Genomic DNA, 17,995 nt, shown 5'->3' with positions numbered 1-17,995 from the left:
GACCATGACAAAGACACAAAAAATCATATATTGGGTTGCTACGGTGTGGCTGGCATTAGGAATGCTGTCGACCGGCATAGTGCAGTTAATCAAAATGAAGGAAGAAGCAGATATGATCACAAAACTAGGCTATCCCCTTTATTTCCTGACCATACTGGGTGTATGGAAGATCTTGGGAGTTGTAGCGATACTTGTTCCTAAATTCCCTTTACTAAAGGAATGGACATATGCCGGCTTTTTCTTTACCATGTCAGGAGCAATATTTTCGCACCTGGCTGTCGGAGATGGTGTCAAAGAATTTTTTGGGCCAGCTTTATTGCTTGTCCTGACTTTTGTATCTTGGTATTTCAGACCTGCAGAGAGAAAAATCAACTCTACAGGTTTATAAAACAATGAACTTATGAAAACCAATAAAAAGATATTGTCTTCGGAACAACGTGAAGAATTACTCGGTATTCTGAAGGCCCGTTTTGAAAAAAACATGAACCGGCATAAAGACCTTGAATGGGCTAAAGTGCAAGAAAAACTGGAAGTTAACGAAGAAAAGCTCTGGTCGCTTGATGACATGGAAATCAGCGGAGGTGAACCTGATGTGGTAGGTTATGATAAAAAGACGGATGAGTATATTTTTTATGATTGTTCGCCAGAAAGTCCTAAAGGCCGTAGAAGCCTTTGCTACGATGGCGCTGCACTGGAATCAAGAAAAGAACATAAGCCGGCAAATAGTGCTATGGAGGTAGCCGCTGATATGGGTATTGAAATTTTAACGGAAGAACAGTACAGGGAACTTCAGCAGTTTGGAAAGTTTGACACGAAAACCTCTAGCTGGATAAAAACACCTACTGATATCAGAAAGCTCGGCGGAGCCCTCTTTTGCGATTTTCGCTACGGGACTATATTTACCTATCACAATGGTGCAGAATCTTACTATGCAGCCAGGGCATTCCGTGGCTCACTAAGGGTTTAAGTTTTGTAAAACAAGAGACCATGACAATGAACAGCACGAATCCCAAAGTTGATTTTTATTTTAATGAAATCAGGAAATGGCAGCAGGAACTGGAGCAATTGAGAACTATTGCACTCGGCTGTGGATTTACCGAAGAACTAAAATGGGGTGTTCCATGTTACACCTATCAAAACAGCAACATTGTATTGATTCACGACTTCAAGGAATACTGTGCTTTTTTGTTTTTCAAAGGTGCCTTATTAGATGACCACAATGGCATTCTGATCCAGCAATCAAAGAATGTGCAGTCGGCCCGCCAGATCCGCTTTACCAACGTCAGGGAAATATTTGACAAGGCCCCTACCCTAAAGGCATATATTCTTCAGGCCATTGAAGTTGAAAAGGCTGGCTTGAAAGTAGCGTTTAAGAAGCCTGAAGAATTTGCAATGTCTACAGAATTTCAAAATAAGCTGGATCAGATTTCCGCATTAAAAACCGCTTTTGATGCATTGACCCCAGGCAGACAAAGAGGCTATCTGTTACATTTTTCTGCGCCCAAACAATCAAAAACGAGGGAATCCAGAGTTGAAAAATGTATGCCCCAGATCCTGAACGGAAAAGGGCTTAACGATGTTTAATGACCAGTTTTTCAACCATAAGCAATAATAAGCAAATCTAAGTTTGTAGAATCAGTTAAGATTCGTACTTTCGCGGCGGAGAGCTGGCAGAGTGGTCGAATGCGGCAGTCTTGAAAACTGTTGACTGTCATAGGTCCGGGGGTTCGAATCCCTCGCTCTCCGCCATAGTAATTTAAAGCCCAACATTGTTGGGCTTTACTGTTTATAATACTTTTGCGTGCACTTTTCGGTGTTCTAACTCTCTCCTCCCATGCTTCCAACTATGCTGATTGACTTCTCACAAGTTCTACTTTAATTTTATTAGATATTACTCCAAGCCATAATAAGAATCACTTACACTTATATATTTAAGAAAATGTGCATTGAAAGGAGGGCTCAGCTTATTTCGAATTTGATTTGAAACCGATGACATCAAAGATATATTTTGACATAAAAACACAATAGTGTTGTCTACTAAACAAAACTATTGTATTTTTATGTCAAACACTTTTTTTATGATACTTCAAAACATCCTCAGCCAGATCATCCAGGCGCAAAGCCTGAACATAGCTAACAAGGACATAGGACTAAAACGAGACACACTTCCATTGTTGCCAAATTTAGCAGCACATGCCCTAATTGTATCAGGCATAAGGAGATGTGGAAAAAGTACTTTGCTATTTCAATTATTAAACAGTAAATACCCTGGTGCACTATACCTCAATTTTGAAGATCCCAGATTATATGAATTTGAAAACAACGATTTTTTAAGGTTAGATAATTTGATTCGAGAACAGAACCTTTCAGTGCTAATGTTTGATGAAATCCAAATTATACCAGAATGGGAAAGATATGTACGACAAAAATTAGATGAAGGCTATAAGATCGTAGTTACTGGCTCAAACGCTTCCCTACTAAGCAGGGAATTAGGAACAAAACTTACAGGGCGACACATTACTAAAGAGTTATTTCCATTTTCTTATCATGAGTTCATTTCTTACCAGAAATTAAAACCTTCATCCGAATCATTAATTAGCTATCTGGAAATTGGTGGCTTTCCGGAGTACATAAAAGCAAGAACTGACGATATTCTAAACCATCTTTTCGAAGATATATTGATTCGTGACATTGCAGTTCGATACAACATCAAAGATGTAAGAACATTACAGCGTTTAGCTCAGTATTTAATTTCAAACGTTGGAAAGCCAGTATCAGGCAATAAGCTTAAAAATATTTTTGAAGTGGGGGCTACTAGTACTGTATTGGAATATTTATCGCATATGGAATATTCCTATTTATTGCATTTTGTCCCTAAGTTTAGCTATTCTCTAAAAAAACAAATTGCAAACCCAAGAAAGGTATATGCAATTGATACAGGTCTTATCAATGTCAATTCAGGATCTTTTACCGAAGATAGTGGGCGCAAATTCGAGAATCTCATCTTTTTACATCTTCGCCGGACTTATAAAGAAATCTATTATTTTTCGGAAAAAGGAGAATGTGATTTTATTACATTTAAAAATGGGGCTTTTCATCAAGCCATTCAAGTATGTTATGAATTAAACCCAGATAATTTGGATAGAGAAATCAATGGTATGATTGAAGCCCTGGAATTATTTAATATTAAGGAAGGGACTTTAGTCACTACTTCACAAAAAGATCAATTCCAAAAGAATGGAAAGATCATTCATGTAATTCCCGCCTATGAATACTTATTGAATTAGCACGACAAGACTTAGAATATTATTATTTTCGGTAAATACGCTTCAAAATCAAGGAAATACCACTAAGGTGTTCTAATGGACTCCCTCCTTCCCCGCCAGAAAAAGCTAAAGCCTGCAAATCGTAACGATAGCAGGCTTTTCGCATTTTAAAGAGCCGTCAATTCTGACGAATGAATTTACCGAAATGGCGACACTCCTAAATAAACCCCGCAGGCTTGCCAGGCAATACGCTGCGGGGTGGCAACCGCTACGTTACAGTTCTTTTTCCTCAAACATTTTTGCGTCGCGGGTATTCTTTTGTACGGCAATGGCCGAAAACATGCTTAGGCAGAATGACATAGCATAAAATCCTTTTTCACTTAAAGTCAAATCTGCATTCCAAAGGCCAATAGTCAATAGGATCATTGCGGCGATGGTAGCAAACCAGCTGAGGCCGTAATAAAGATCTGTAACGGCGTGTCCCTCTGCCCTATCTCTGACACTTTTTTGCACAGAGATCACAGCGAATAAACCGAATAATAAAATGGTGAAATAATAGCCTTTTTCGTTCAACTCCATACCTGCATTCCATAAGCCAATGCAATATCCTACTGTTCCCGTTAACAAGGCAAACCAAGAGGCGCCGATAAATGCGGCAGTTGGCTTAAATGGGTTTCTAACTTTCTCACCATGTTTTACGATAGCTGAGTTTTCTTCTGTTTTGTGTTGTAGCGATTCCATATTATTTTGTTTTTTGATTAATATGAAAGCAAATGTCAGCTATAAAACAGATCTGTAAAAAGCAGAATGTAAAAATTACTGACGATATAATTTTATAATTATTGTACTTTTATATACAATATTACAAAATATGGATGCGCTTTCGGAGTTGGTCAACCTACTCAACACTACGGACAAAAAGCTTTTCAGGCAGTTTTTGCAGCGAAAAAACAAAAGAGCAGATGTGAAAAATCTGCATTTGCTTGATTTGATAGAAACTAACGATATAAATGGCATAAACAAGCTCTACAATTCAGAGAAAAATAATGATGCATATCATGCTTTACGTAAAAGGCTACAGGATAATTTGTTGTTATTCCTGTCGCAGAAAACCTTTGAGAGCAATCATTCTGACACCTATGATGCGTTGCGCCTGGTAGTGGTGGGCCGTTTTCTGTTAGAAAATGATGTAATCAAGACAGCATTCAAATGCCTGGATAAGGCCGAACGCCTGGCTGCACATCTGGAGCAGTTTAATTTGCTAAATGAGCTCTTGCTGTTGAAGCTGCAATATGCCCATCTGCCGGGAGTCGAAGACCTCGAAGCTTTGACCGCCCGCTTCACACGGAACCAGTCGGATATGCAACGTGAGGCAAAGCTCAATATGGCCTATGCCTTTTTGAGGCAGGAACTGCAGCAAATACATCTGAAAGGGAAGATCGTTAATCTGACGCGCTTGATGCTGATGACCATCCGGAAGTACAAAATTTCTATAAACGACCTAATGACCTACAAGTCCATTTATCAAATTCTTTTCATCGCGAATGAATACGCGGCAATACAGCAGAATTACGGATTGATAGCACGTTACATTAACCGGACAAATCAATTTATGCAAGATCAAACGGATAAAAAACAGTCTTATCTTTTTTACCACATATCCATCTTATATTTTTTAGCAAACTTTCATCTGCGGCGAAAGGATTTCATAAAGAGCGAATCTTACCTTAAGGAAATGATAGATTTAATGAGGACGGATAGTTCTTATTATACGCTGTTTTATTTACGTCATCAGTTACTCTCTGGCCTCAAATTGTTCTTTACAGGCTTTGCTGAGGATGCAATTACGATATTGCAGGAATCGCTCTCCAATACAAAGCATATATCTAAACCGGAAGATATCGAGGATATACGAATATGTCTGACCATGTTTCTAGCCTTGTGCGATGATCGGGGCAGTTTGAAACAATTGACTTTGTTGACACGCACCGATGCCTGGTATGAAAAAAAGATGGGCATGCTATGGACCATTCGAAAGAATCTGATGGAAATTTTGGTCCACGCACAGCTCTCTAACATCGAGCTTGCCATGTCCCGGCTCAACAGTTTCCGACGGAGATATAAGAAGTATCTGTTGAAAACTTCGGAGGAACGCGTTATCTTGTATCTTAGGCTGGTTGAAAAATACCTGATAAAACCCGACGTGGTTTTTGATCACGCATATAAACAGGAGGTTTTAAGCCTACTGGATCAATCAGAAAACACAGATATCTTCACTTTGAGTTTTGTCGCCTGGTTGATAGCGCGTTGGGAGAAAAAAACAGCCTATAAGGTCATTATAACATTCATGCAGGATGACAACTATGAGGAATAGCTTATGCTGTTTTTAAAGCAAAAGAAAACACAGAACCTTTACCCTGCTCGCTCTCCACTTTAACCTTACCGCCGTGCAGTCTCAATATCTCTGAGACCAGATATAATCCTATCCCAAACCCCGAAACGTTCTTTATCTGATCGTTTGAAACTCTGTAAAAGCGATTAAAAAGTCTTTTCTGGTCCTCACTGGAAATACCGAACCCCTGATCTGCGACACTGACCAGCACTCTTTCTGCAGAGATTTCACAACCGACATTAATTGTGGTACCTGAGGAAGAGTATTTTACGGCATTACTCAGTAGGTTGTTTATAACCTGTCCGATCTTCTCCCTGTCTGCATCAATCATCACTTCATCACAATTCTGGTATGCTATAACGTGAGCAGGGGCCAAAATACGGGCATCTCCCACTATTTCATCTATCAGTTCAGTCAAATTGAACCTGGACAGGTTTAAAGACATTTTTCCTTCTTCCAGCCGGGACAGGTTCAGAAAATCGTTGATCATCAGGTACATTTTCCTTGTCTGTACCTCTGCCCTTGCCAATACATTCTCACAGAAGGAATCTTGTTTCTCTCTCACTTTGGCCAATGCCAGTTGAATATATGACCTCATGGAGGTTAGCGGAGTCTTGAGCTCGTGGCTCACAATGGCTATAAAGTCATTCTTCCTTTGTTCTTCTAGTTTTTTATAGGTAATGTCCCTCGCTATTTTCGATAAGCCAATGAGGTTTCCGGCTTTGTCCTTCACCGGAGAGATGGTCAGGGAAACGTCGATCAGTTTACCTTGTTTGGTCATTCTCTGGGTCTCGAAATGATCTACCCTTTGCCCGCTTTTTAGTTGGCCAAGGATCATAGGTTCCTCCTGAAGACGGTCTGGCGGAATCAGTTTTAAGATAGACTCTCCGATCATTTCCTGCTCAGTATATCCAAAAATCCTTTCGGCAGAGATATTCCAGCTGGTAATTATACTATTCAGATCCTTACTGATGATCGCATCATCAGTAGATTCAATGATGGCTGCAAGCATAGCACTTTTCTCCTCTGCACGTTTTAAAGGAGTGATGTTTCTTGCAATTTTAGATACACCAATAATTTCGCCTGCCTGATTTTTAACCGGCGAGATCGTCAGTGATACATCTATAAGCTCACCATATTTAGTAACGCGTTTGGTTTCAAAATGTTCTACACGTTCTCCGGCGCGCAACCTGCCGAGTATATGGGGCTCCTCTTCCAGTCTGTCCTGGGGAATTAATTTTAAGATAGACTGACCTACCATTTCTTCTGAACTGAAGCCAAAGATCCGCTCAGCCGAAGAATTCCAGCTGGTCACAATTCCTTCCAGGTTTTTACTGATGATTGCGTCCTCAGAAGATTCGATAATTGCGGTTAAGGTTGCTGCTCGTTCCTCGGCCAATTGCATAACCGCAATAAGCAGTTCTTTTTGGCGAATATCATCATTCAATTCAACTTCCTTCAATACATGGCTGTTGATCTTCTCATTTAGCGTTTTGAAATTCTTCATATCAGGCCCCTGTCAAATAATATTTTGCCAATATACATAATAGTGAAGTGAAATTATAGGAGGGCAACGGTTAGAAATAAAGAAAGCGGGCATCGCCTGTGGCGAACATCCCGCTTTTAAATTAACGCTCTCAAGGCTAAGTTATGTAATTAGCCACCAAAGCACCAAATTTATTTGATTACTTCAGCCAGTTTTTTTTCCAAAGCTTCACCTATTTCCCCTTAAGGGACTTACTGCCGGTAATATTGTACCGGATACCAAACGCCTGCTGACTATCAATCACGCCTTCAAGAAAATGGAAAGATAGCGTAAATTGTCCTTCAATGCCCTTGTATATTCTGGGTCTCCAACTAAGATCAGTTCTGTTGTATGTCTTGGCGGTATAAAACTGATCTCCATAAGTAATGTTGTGCGCCTCTCCGGTATAAAATGAATTAGTAATGCCAAACCTGCGGTACTCCAGCTGAACTTCCAGCAACAGGCCTTTTGGAGTTCTCCATCCCCCTATGCTACGCACTCTTTCGAACGACATTAGTCCTCCGGTATTGATGGTCAGTGAGTCTAAAAATGTCCGACCGGATAAATCTACCCCTACTTTTACAGCGGCAGCTCCATTGTCCTGAATGTGATCCCCCGGAATGTCAATTGCCGGTCCTGCATTATGCAGCATCATCGCATAATGAGAGATAAAAAAAACGTCTTTCTTATAGCTTCCGGATAAACCAAAAATAAAGTTCTCTCTATCTGTAGCCGTTTGTCTGCTAGTCCAGTCGATGAACAATAATTGCCTCCAGTTTGCATTTTCATATTTAAGCAACATCCCTTCAACATTTGGGCGGTAGTAATTGAAAGTATCAGTAAGCACTGCCCTGGGAAAATCTGAAAGCAACTTATGCCTTGGAAAAACACCCATGTAGAAGTTCCAATCCTTTTTAAGGTATTCATAATAGACAACAGGATCAATTTTGTTGGTGAATTTTGGAGATCCGAATTCATGTAATGCATTGAATCCTACTCTTATTCTATGCGTGGAATCGAGAAGTAATCCTATTTCCGGAGAGAACCTGATACCAAAGATAGTTTGAGAAAAACGCTCCGATTTAGCATATTCCCTGTTATCTGCAAATGTATGTATATTAAGATTACCCTCTACTTCCTGGGCATTAATAGTAGTCACTGCGAAAGAAAAAACAGTTAGAAAGAATAAAAATTTAAGTCCAGGGATTTTATTAATGGTCATTTAATGTCGTTATAAGGGGTATTTTACTGAAGCCATTCCATATACTTCTCTGCAGCAAATATTGAATAAAATAGTGTCATTTAAAAACAAAATCTGCTATCATGTTAATTCTTCACACAGGTACCCGTTTCGACTCACCAATTGAATGATGTCAGTAAGTTTAAGTTTATCAGAGACTATCCTGAGTACACAGTCAATATCTTGCTGGTCCACGGTCCATTGATCTATTTTATTATCGTCCATTACTTTTGCAATAAGCTGTTTATCTTCGATTGTCCGGATGTCTGTCTTAAAAAGTAAAATATTTTTAAAGCCCATTTCCATATTGGTTTATTTTTTTTAATGCTTTAAGTACTAGTTCAAAGGTATCCCAGATCATCTTGTCGGTGAGGACAAAAGCTGAGCCCGCAAGACTCTGTCCGTCATTGTGAAATCTGATCAGGCTATACAAAGGCGCGAAAGCGACGCACCAATAAACTTCAAGAGGTATGGCGTTAATCTCCCCGCGGTCAACAGCATTTTGCATGAACTTTCCGAGTGGGAGACCAAAGATCTTCTTAAAATTCTCGAACATTTTATCCTGGTAAGTTGAATTACGCAATTGTTCTATCATTTGTGCAGACAAAGGATTCTCAATCATACACTTGGCTCTATTTTTCCATTGTTGTCTAAGCCCCTCAGCAAAAGGAAGTTCTGGATCAAAGTCTTCAAGCATTATCGCCACCATCCTCTGCACCTCTTCAATGCCAATTTTCAGAATCAAATCATCCTTATCCTCATAGTAGATGTACAGCGTAGCTACGGAAAGCTTACAGGCTTTGGCCAGCTTATTCATGGTGAATCCTTCAAAGCCATCGCTAACCAGCAACTCAATAGCCTTCTGCTTTACCAATTCAACCTTGTTTAAATCTCTTACACGCATACCATTTAATATAGTTGCAACTATAAATGAATATTCATTCACTTATTACCGTTTGTAAAAATAATATGCAATGCTTTGAAATTTAATCAGGCAGACCACCAATTATCCGAACTAAATAAGGTTTCTGATTGTTAGTAATAAAAACAATAAATACTACGCTTATGAAAAGTCCTAAAACAACAACCACCAAGGCGGAAATAAATGATCAGAAAAAACCCAAAGGTGCCGAACCAGAAAATGCGACGTCTGCAAAGGATGCAAAAAAAGTGAAGACAAAAAAATAACCAGTCTTCCTTTTCAGAATGCAATGGTGATCTACTTTATCTGTGATAATTTATTTAAGTTTGATTCAGTGATTAAATCCCTTCAATATGAATGCAGAATATCTTGGATTACCATTGGTGAAAAATGAATCAAAAAGCCAGTTCGAATTAGAAATAGATGGCCATACAGCACTGATAGAATATAAGGAACACGGAAAAAAGCTGTGGCTGATCCATACCGAATCTCCTACTGAGCTCCAGGGTAAGGGAGCAGCCACTGCAATAATAGAAAAAACACTTGCGTACATTGAAGAAAACGGATACCAACTTATTCCTTTATGTCCTTTTGTAGTTGCTTATATGAAAAGACACACCGAATGGAACAGGGTCTTGGATGAAAGTATCACTCCTTTTTAACGGTCAATCTTCTTAATAGATTAAATGACAAAGGGCACTCAAATGAGTGCCCCAGTCGTTTAATGCAACAGGGTGATCACAAAGGATCTTCTAATTTTACAGGTCTTTCATTTCGAATTATTCTATTTGTATCCATGTATAGCTATCTGGCTTCAAAACACAAGTGTACTCTACTTCATATTGCCTGTTGAGCGTATATTTTTTAGCTACACCTTCCTTTTCTTTCAAAGTAGCGACAGTGGTTAATCCGGTATAATACAGCGGAATCTTTATGGTTCTTTTGATCGTTTCTTTTAACGGATTGTAAAGCATAACGAGACCTTTTGTTTTCAGTGACGGGTTTACATGCATTATCCCATCCCAATCTCTTCCATCAGCTCTCCTTAAATGAATAATTTCAGAATTCAATATGCTCCGGTATTTTTTATACCAATTCACAACCTTAATGACCATGTTTTTAGTTTCGTCAGTATCATATAGTCTCGGACCACGGTAACACGCCTGTACGCCTGCGCCGTAGTATTGCATCATCAGCTGTTCATAATCCTTCAGGTGATCTTCTAAAGGTTCTAACACAGCTTCGGGGCCACCGCCCTGATAAGCTGTAAGCGGAACAAATCCCCAGCTCATGGAAGCCGTTTTTTCCCAGGTCCCATCAAATATATTCTGCCTGTTCAGGATCATCTGATTTTCCCGTGGCAATGAGAAATTCACTTCTCTGTATCCTATTGCAATTTTGTGGGTGCCATCTAAAAAATACCAGTCCGGCGCATTGATGTAAATGCCTTTTTCATTAAGCCAATGGTATAATTCTTTTTGAATCTCCATTTGCATCCATTGCGAATCTTCCAGTCCCTGGTGTCCCGGATGCGTCGTAGAAGCGCATACATCTCCAGGATAGGGTCCATCATTTTCCCATATATCGAACCCAGTCTGCCTGTAAAATGTTTTTATCTTATCTCTATAACCCAATCCCCATTTACTACCAAAACACGGTGCGTGGCCACCAAAAAATGCACCTCCTGGTTTCCCTGTTTTGGGATCAATCACATCATCCTCATCGCTTATCCTTCTTGAGCTGAACAAAGAATAACTACCGATAAAGACTTTTTTGCTGTGCGCATAATCTGCCAGGTCCTTCCATTTTTTAATATTCGCAGCCGATGTATCTTCCACCTTACAATGACTTCCAAAGCTCAGGATTAGAGCTTCATAGCCTGTTGCAGCGCATTGATCTATTGCGGTGCGCACCTGTTCATCGTTTTTGCTCACCAGGTGCATGAAGATAGGATTTGCTGTGGTCCATGGAGCAATCGTATTGTACATTTTCCGTATAGCCAACCCTCTTCTTTCTCTGTCATAACTATCTATCAACAATTCATAGGTACGCACAGAGTTAAATATTCTTCCTTTTTCAAGGGTTATGTTTGGCGCTTGATTGGGATAAATTTCCAGCAGACAGGGAGTCTGATAATCGTAATTTACCTGTGAAGTATAAGTAGAGTCGACTTTCCAATGTGTGGTCTGGTCACTTAAGTCATACCTCATCGCATTGTTAAAGGCGTAGTTGGTTTCGAAATAAATTCCCTGTGGCTTAGCCATTTGCTCCGGACTACCTACAACAGCACTTTGCTCCTCAACCATGCCCAACACTTCATTCGTTACCCTTCCTAATTTGAAGGATTTCGATCCATTGTTAGTAATGCTCAATGATTTCACAATTAAAGGTAAACCACTGTATAACTCATAATTTACAATAACCTCTATTCCCTCCAGTTCAGGAACATCTGATATAAAATTGAAGGATGCTTTTATCCCCTTTGGCTGTTCATGATTGCTTGCCCAGAATTTACTTTTCCATTTGAGCTGGGGAACAATGTCCTCCACCTTAAATCCACGCAGATGAAAATCATTCTTATCGGCAGTCAGCTGATCCAGCCACTGCATCCGCAGGTAAGCATTTTCCTTCTGCCCTTTCAATCCGCCAACATTATAGTCCTTACCATTGATATTGATCCTTGCTTCGGGTTTTATAGACCGAAGCAATTGCTGTCCGTTGCTCAGGTTTACATAGTCTATACAGGCAAGATTAGGCTGAAGTTTAAACGTCCTCCTCACCAATCCATTGTCCAGGGAAAATTCCTGTTTATCTGTATATTGTATCCATTCCGCCTCATATGCAGAAGATTTCAACAGCCAGTCTTGCTTGATCTGGGGCTGGGCTTTCTTTGGAGCATGCTTACCTGCAGATACCTGAGCATAGGCGCCACAAGAAAGCAATAATAAACCACTTAATACCAGGCCTTTCATTATTTCTTCTTTTTAGCTGGCTTTGGAAAATAATCTGTAGAGCTTTTTCTGTCATTGTAAAACAATGCATAGCGTACTGTAGCACCTTCTTTGACATCCAACGGCTGTTTGTAAACTGCGGAAGTCGCGGTCACATCAGACCCGTCCAGACTATATCTGATCACTCCGGCTTTCGTCGGATCGTTAAGTGTGAGCTTAACCTGAGCATCAGTTCCCGCAGCAGTTACAGATTCAGGTACAGGAATGCGAAACTTTATTCCCTGTTTGTCATACCGTTGATATTGCGTATTTAATCTGGTTTTAAAGTCGGCAAAATTTTTAAGCGATTTGGGAGTCCAGTCTACTTCAGATAGGGCCGAGATACGCGGAAAAACCATATACTGAAAATAATCTTCAGTTCCGATAAACTCAGTCCAGAGGTTTGCCTGGGCACCCAAAATATGTTTCGCTTCTGTCTCGGTTAGTGCCGGATGCACAGGTTCAAAGGCATATGCACTATCCAAAGGAACCCAATAGCCAATTGCCATCGGTTCTATTTTAGGATCTGCCTGATAACCGTCAAAATACATATGTGAGTATGGCGACATGATGGCATCATGGCCACTTTTAGCCGCTTTCAGTCCGCTTTGCACACCCAACCATGAATGTACTGTGGCATTATCTGCCAGACCTCCCTGCATAATCTCTTCCCAGCCTATTATTTTTTTACCTTTGCTGTTGATGAATTTCTCCATGCGCTGAATGAACCAGCTTTGCAAGGCCGCTTCATCTTTCAGTCCTTCTTTTTTCATTCTATCCTGACATTTCGGACATTTATGCCAGGCATCATGAGGGGCTTCATCTCCGCCAATATGTATGTATTGAGACGGGAACAAAGGCATAACTTCATTTAAAACATCTTGTAAAAAGGTAAATACAGAATCATTTCCGGCGCAATAAAGATCTTTTGAAACGCCCCATACCTTCCTTACTTCGAAGGGCTTTCCATTCTCGAAACTTACGTCTCCGCAAGCCAGGTAAGGATAAGCTGTAATCGCTGCAACAGAGTGACCCGGCATTTCTATTTCTGGAATTACCTCTACATATCTTGATGTAGCATAGGCAACGACCTCTTTTATTTGTTCCTGGGTATAATAACCACCATATCTAATGCTATCTACATCTTTTTTCCTGTCGGGGCCAATCTGCGTTCCGTTTCTGTAAGCAGCAACTTCCTGCAATCTCGGATATTTTTTAATTTCTATTCTCCAGCCCTGATCTTCTGTCAGGTGCCAGTGAAGTTTATTGAGTTTATGTTTAGCCAGCTGATCAATGAACTTTTTAATAAAGTCAACAGAGAAAATGTGTCGGCAGCTGTCAAAAAGCATACCTCTCCAGCTAAACCGTGGTTCATCTTCTATGTAAACACAAGACAGTTTTTTATCTCCTTTAACTGGCACCAACTGCACCAGTGTTTGGATTCCATAAAACAATCCATTCTCGGTACGCGCTTTTATGCTGATCTTATTTGTAGTAACCTCTAAAGTATAACCTTCTGCAGCAGTTACTTTTGGATCTATAATTAAGCTGATGGTCTTAGCGCCTTTTTGCGTCCACATACCTATCCTCAGACCCGGTGCAATTCCTGTAGTTTCCTTCAGGGCCGACTGAGCAAAACCAGCCAGGCCTTTTAAGGCCGCTGTCGGGTAGCTAACGTAAACATTCTTATCAATAATAAAGGTGCCCTTTCTTTCTTCCATTTTTGCTGGCAATGGAATTATAGCGGGTTTAGTTTGTGCAGATAATCTTAATGCACAGCATAGCAACAGGGAAATAATTAGCAATCGGTTCATTTGTGTTTGGGTATTTGTTTAAATTATGTGTGTTTAGTTTTGTAAACTCACGCTATTTATGATTTTTATTTTGTAAAATCAACAAAGCCATTCACGCAAACCTTTGCGTAAAATATTAACAATAAGCTAATTTAGTATTTATCTGGTACGAAAAACTTTATCCCAGATATCAGAAGTAACTCCATACTTTTTGGTAGAATCATCATAGTGGTGCAACATGTGCTGTTGCTTAAGTTTCTTCCAGAAAGCATTTTTAAATTGTGCATGGTGCAGCATATAATGGGTCATATCATAAAACAGGTATCCCAGTATAAATCCTGTAAAAAAACCATCAAGCATAGCGGCCGAAAGCAGCCATTTGAATAAAAAGAAAAATGCAAGGGCAAGTGGTATACTTGCAGAGGGTGGCATTACCAATCGCTGTGCATCATTCGGATAATCATGGTGTACACCATGAAAAATGAAATGAATTCTTTTACCTGATTCTGATGATGGATAAAAATGAAAAATGAACCTATGGAGAATGTATTCTGTTAGTGTCCAGACAAACAGTCCGAGCAAAAGATAGCCGATGAACGGTATAAGACCATTAAACGCAACAGATCTCCAGCAGAAATATCCTACAACAGGAACGTATACAATCAGGGGTACAAAAAATGGAACTTTTGACAAGCCCTCAAACAATGGGCTTTTGAACATTCTTACAGACTCTTTGGAATTGGATACAAAATTCTTCTTCATCACTATTACTTTTGATGCTTTTAAATGACGAATCTAAAATACGGCTTTTCTAATATTTCTAATATAGTGCCGTCAGTATTTACCAAAATCTGATCAAATCATTTCTTATTATATGTTAAGATTTAAGAGAAATCGTAGCGGTAAATTTGTATCGTTAATTTAAACACATCATTATGGAACAGAAAATTTCAGGTATTCATCACATTACCGCAATTGCAGGAAATGCAAAAAGGAACTACGATTTTTATACAAGAATACTGGGCTTAAGGTTGATCAAAAAAACCGTAAACTTTGATGATCCGCATACTTATCATTTTTATTATGGCAACGAGAATGGCACTCCGGGCACTATATTAACCTTTTTTCCATGGGAAGGAATTACAGCCGGAAGAAGAGGAACAAGACAAGCTACCGAAATTGGGTACAGCGTACCAGCAGGAAGTCTGGAATTCTGGCAAAACAGATTGGAACAAAACAATGTAATCTATAATAAACCTGCTGTAAAATTCGGTGAACGTTACCTTACTTTCCTAGATCCTGACGGGTTGAAATTTGAATTGACTGAAGTCACCGGTACAGACGAACGCCTCCAGTGGACGACAGAAGAGATCGGTAAAGACAATGCGGTATATGGGTTTCACCACATCACCATTACTACCAATAAAATGGACGGCACTGCTGACATTTTAACCAATATATTTGGTTACCAATTGAATAAAAGCGAAGTAAACCGCCATAGATTTATTACAGATGCTGTAGATTACGCGGCAATAGTAGACCTTGTGGAGGCACCAGGTGAAACAGCAGGACATGTGGCCGGTGGCTCGGTACACCATGTTGCCTTCAGGGTGAAAGATGAAGCCACACTGATGTACTTCAGAGATAAAATTGTTGCCTTAGGTCTTAATATTACTGAGAAAATAGACCGCAATTACTTTTACTCTTTGTATTTCCGCGAACCGGGAGGCGTATTGTTTGAAATTGCTACCGATACCCCGGGCTTTACAGTTGATGAAACCCTTGAGGAGTTAGGGACAAATCTTAAACTACCTGTACAGTATGAAAGCAGAAGGAATGAGATTGAAGGAATTTTGCCTAAAATAAATTAGACATGTATATACACGAAAACAATATTTTAACAGCAGGGATTCCGTTAAACGAAGCGAAAAGCGCTGTTATATTTCTACATGGCCGGGGTTCTTCTGCCGAAGATATCATCTCTTTGAGCAGGCATCTGGACATCAAATATGCCGCAATATTTGCACCTCAGGCTATAAATAATAGCTGGTACCCATTTAGTTTTATCGCACCTGTTGAGCAAAACCAGCCGGCCTTGGATTCAGCGCTCACTGTCCTGAAAACACTGGTTGACCAGATTGTAGCATCAGGCATTCCTTTGGATAGAATCTTTTTTTGCGGATTTTCACAAGGCGCATGTCTCACGCTGGAATACGTAACACGAAATGCTGGCCGCTACGGTGGCGTAGCCGCATTTACCGGAGGATTAATAGGTAGAGAGATTAACATGAAAAATTACAAAGGTGACTTTGCGAAGACTCCCGTATTAATCACGACTGGTGATCCTGACCCACATGTTCCTGTTAGAAGAGTAGAACTGACTGAAACCATTATGAAAAAACTGAATGCTGATGTCACAACTAAAATATATGCAGGAAGGGTGCATACCATCAGTCCAAAGGAAATAGAACTGGCAAAATCACTTATTTTTAAAAATATATAATCCAATTGCAAAGACAATATTACATAAAGCAGATACACGTGCCAAAGCAGATCAGGGCTGGCTTAAAAGTTTTCATACGTTTAGTTTCGGAATGCATTATGATCCGGAAAGAATACAATTTGGCGCGTTAAGGGTGCACAACGACGATTGGGTAAATGGTGGAAGAGGATTTGGGGAGCCTATGGCGGCGGCAGGGGTTTGTTATTTACAGAGATCTACCAGGCACTTGGGAAATAAAAAAGGCGGACCTCTGGCCCGCCTTAAAGCATTTATTTAGATTATTATCTGTAAACTCTCAATTCAGATGCCTGGAAAGTAGTGCCACTTTTTAATGCAGTGACTGTCCATCTGTAATAAAGGAAAGGTTTAGGGTTTGCAATCGGATAATAGAAGAGGTTTTTATACCTTGCATCTCCTGTTTTTCCCTGAGCTTCCATTTCTTCTTTGAAACTTTGTGTTCTGGTTACTGAACTCACAACTTCCCAGTTCTGCTGGTTATTCGAACCTTCAAATTTCCATACCATAGGATCACGTTCATGAGCATCATTTGCCTGACCAACAGCATATAATTTAATGGTTTGTGGGAATTCGTAAGCAAAATTAACGACAACAGGAAGATCTCCAATTAAGAATTTAGTATTCACATCATTATCAATAAACTTGGCAGCATTTTCATTTGCGTTGGTATTGTCTCTTGGAGCACTATAAATTCCCTTCCGTGTAATGTTGTCTGCTACACCCTCCGCAGTAACAAATTTATCTAGTAGTACAACCGATCCTTTTGTGGTCGTCACTTTAACAGTGAAATTAACAAAAGCACCCGGCGTTAAATTCTTTATGGGAGTTAAGCCCGTAGACGTCGTAGCTGGTGATGAATCTTTAAAAGTCCAAAGTACAGAAGCAATTTGCGCTTTTGTTTGCAATGCAAATTTAACCTGATTTAGCACCCCTGTCTTTGCAGCTACAACCTGAAGCACACTGTCCGGATCAATGTTAATATCAACCATTTTCCGGGTCACTGCTCCAGTCTCAGAGAATGCTTTTAAATCTACCTGGAATTTACCGGTTCTCAAATACACATGTTTAGGCGATACCTCGGTAGACAAGGTATCGTCTCCAAATCTCCATTCCAGTCTGGAATACTTGGTTGAAAGGTTTTTAAACTCAAAGGAAAACGGATCATCTCCTTTAATAATTTCGTAATTAACCAGAGGATTTATGATTACGGGCTCTACTTCTGCGAATCCTTTGTCGCTTTTTGAGCAGGAGGCAATAGCCCCCGCAAACAACAGCAACATTAATGGTTTGAATAATTTTTTCATGGCTATAATTTTATAATTCCACCTGATTATGCTTGTATAAAC

18 protein-coding genes and 1 tRNA gene are annotated in these 17,995 nt (G+C 39.8%); 11 read left to right on the top strand and 8 right to left on the bottom strand.

Annotation, left to right across the window (positions count from 1 at the left end):
- Positions 1-4 precede the first annotated feature (4 nt).
- The 5 genes from FA047_RS03660 (at position 5) to FA047_RS03640 (ending at position 3,287) form a co-directional block, all read left to right on the top strand.
- Positions 5-388, top strand: coding sequence for a DoxX family protein (locus tag FA047_RS03660; RefSeq protein ID WP_136834612.1), 384 nt, complete (start codon positions 5-7; stop codon positions 386-388).
- A 12-nt stretch (positions 389-400) separates the two neighbouring features.
- Positions 401-967 carry a DUF4256 domain-containing protein gene (locus tag FA047_RS03655; protein WP_136834611.1) on the top strand — a complete coding sequence of 189 codons (567 nt, stop codon included), beginning with the start codon at positions 401-403 and terminating at the stop codon, positions 965-967.
- A gap of 20 nt (positions 968-987) precedes the next feature.
- Complete coding sequence (locus tag FA047_RS03650) at positions 988-1,584, top strand: YdeI/OmpD-associated family protein (RefSeq protein WP_136834610.1); 597 nt, start codon at positions 988-990, stop codon at positions 1,582-1,584.
- Positions 1,585-1,661: 77 nt separating this feature from the next.
- A tRNA-Ser gene (locus FA047_RS03645) sits at positions 1,662-1,749 on the top strand.
- A 329-nt stretch (positions 1,750-2,078) separates the two neighbouring features.
- Entirely contained in the window at positions 2,079-3,287 is a 1,209-nt protein-coding gene (locus FA047_RS03640) for an ATP-binding protein (RefSeq protein WP_136834609.1), read from the top strand.
- A 252-nt stretch (positions 3,288-3,539) separates the two neighbouring features.
- Here FA047_RS03640 and yiaA read toward each other — a convergent pair whose 3' ends face one another.
- Positions 3,540-4,007: an inner membrane protein YiaA gene (yiaA, locus tag FA047_RS03635; RefSeq protein ID WP_136834608.1), complete on the bottom strand. Its 468-nt coding sequence runs from the start codon at positions 4,005-4,007 to the stop codon at positions 3,540-3,542.
- A gap of 130 nt (positions 4,008-4,137) precedes the next feature.
- Here yiaA and FA047_RS03630 point away from each other — a divergent pair, with 130 nt between their 5' ends.
- On the top strand, positions 4,138-5,640 hold the full coding sequence (locus FA047_RS03630; RefSeq protein WP_136834607.1) for a hypothetical protein: 1,503 nt from the start codon (positions 4,138-4,140) through the stop codon (positions 5,638-5,640).
- 1 nt (position 5,641) lies between these two features.
- Here the strand turns inward: FA047_RS03630 and FA047_RS03625 are convergent, their stop codons facing one another.
- The 3 genes from FA047_RS03625 to FA047_RS03615 form a co-directional block, all read right to left on the bottom strand.
- Positions 5,642-7,165: a PAS domain S-box protein gene (locus tag FA047_RS03625; protein WP_136834606.1), complete on the bottom strand. Its 1,524-nt coding sequence runs from the start codon at positions 7,163-7,165 to the stop codon at positions 5,642-5,644.
- A 211-nt stretch (positions 7,166-7,376) separates the two neighbouring features.
- Positions 7,377-8,405 (bottom strand): hypothetical protein, encoded by a 1,029-nt coding sequence (locus tag FA047_RS03620; RefSeq protein ID WP_225872621.1) that lies wholly within the window; start codon positions 8,403-8,405, stop codon positions 7,377-7,379.
- Positions 8,406-8,712: 307 nt separating this feature from the next.
- Positions 8,713-9,369: a TetR/AcrR family transcriptional regulator gene (locus FA047_RS03615; protein ID WP_225872620.1), complete on the bottom strand. Its 657-nt coding sequence runs from the start codon at positions 9,367-9,369 to the stop codon at positions 8,713-8,715.
- A gap of 119 nt (positions 9,370-9,488) precedes the next feature.
- On the opposite strand from FA047_RS03615, the gene FA047_RS20970 reads away from it, so the two are divergent.
- Together FA047_RS20970 and FA047_RS03610 are read left to right on the top strand one after the other, a co-directional pair.
- On the top strand, positions 9,489-9,611 hold the full coding sequence (locus FA047_RS20970; protein ID WP_262709965.1) for a hypothetical protein: 123 nt from the start codon (positions 9,489-9,491) through the stop codon (positions 9,609-9,611).
- Between the two features lie 87 nt (positions 9,612-9,698).
- Positions 9,699-10,007: a GNAT family N-acetyltransferase gene (locus FA047_RS03610; protein WP_136834605.1), complete on the top strand. Its 309-nt coding sequence runs from the start codon at positions 9,699-9,701 to the stop codon at positions 10,005-10,007.
- A 117-nt stretch (positions 10,008-10,124) separates the two neighbouring features.
- On the opposite strand, the gene FA047_RS03605 is transcribed toward FA047_RS03610, so the two are convergent.
- The 3 genes from FA047_RS03605 to FA047_RS03595 all read right to left on the bottom strand — a co-directional run bounded on the left by FA047_RS03605 (position 10,125) and on the right by FA047_RS03595 (position 14,890).
- Positions 10,125-12,317, bottom strand: a complete 2,193-nt coding sequence (locus tag FA047_RS03605; protein ID WP_136834604.1) for an alpha-galactosidase — start codon at positions 12,315-12,317, stop codon at positions 10,125-10,127.
- Positions 12,317-14,149, bottom strand: a complete 1,833-nt coding sequence (locus tag FA047_RS03600) for a beta-N-acetylhexosaminidase (protein WP_136834603.1) — start codon at positions 14,147-14,149, stop codon at positions 12,317-12,319. The genes FA047_RS03605 and FA047_RS03600 overlap by 1 nt, the downstream gene beginning before the upstream one ends.
- Positions 14,150-14,287: 138 nt before the next feature.
- Positions 14,288-14,890 (bottom strand): sterol desaturase family protein, encoded by a 603-nt coding sequence (locus FA047_RS03595; protein WP_136834602.1) that lies wholly within the window; start codon positions 14,888-14,890, stop codon positions 14,288-14,290.
- 173 nt (positions 14,891-15,063) lie between these two features.
- Between FA047_RS03595 and FA047_RS03590 the strand changes: the two genes are divergently transcribed.
- From FA047_RS03590 to FA047_RS20610, 3 genes are all read left to right on the top strand, one after another.
- Positions 15,064-15,999, top strand: a complete 936-nt coding sequence (locus FA047_RS03590; RefSeq protein WP_136834601.1) for a ring-cleaving dioxygenase — start codon at positions 15,064-15,066, stop codon at positions 15,997-15,999.
- A 2-nt stretch (positions 16,000-16,001) separates the two neighbouring features.
- Positions 16,002-16,631, top strand: coding sequence for an alpha/beta hydrolase (locus tag FA047_RS03585; RefSeq protein ID WP_136834600.1), 630 nt, complete (start codon positions 16,002-16,004; stop codon positions 16,629-16,631).
- A 91-nt stretch (positions 16,632-16,722) separates the two neighbouring features.
- Positions 16,723-16,908, top strand: coding sequence for a cupin domain-containing protein (locus FA047_RS20610; protein ID WP_205943229.1), 186 nt, complete (start codon positions 16,723-16,725; stop codon positions 16,906-16,908).
- A gap of 4 nt (positions 16,909-16,912) precedes the next feature.
- Here FA047_RS20610 and FA047_RS03575 read toward each other — a convergent pair whose 3' ends face one another.
- The gene (locus FA047_RS03575; protein WP_136834599.1) at positions 16,913-17,953 is read right to left on the bottom strand and encodes a PKD domain-containing protein; all 1,041 of its coding nucleotides are present in this window, start codon (positions 17,951-17,953) and stop codon (positions 16,913-16,915) included.
- Between the last annotated feature and the right edge of the window lie 42 nt (positions 17,954-17,995).

Origin of the sequence: Pedobacter frigoris, from assembly GCF_005116445.1 — a bacterium.
Lineage (GTDB): Bacteria > Bacteroidota > Bacteroidia > Sphingobacteriales > Sphingobacteriaceae > Pedobacter > Pedobacter frigoris.
This window is presented reverse-complemented; position numbering and strand designations above follow the sequence as displayed.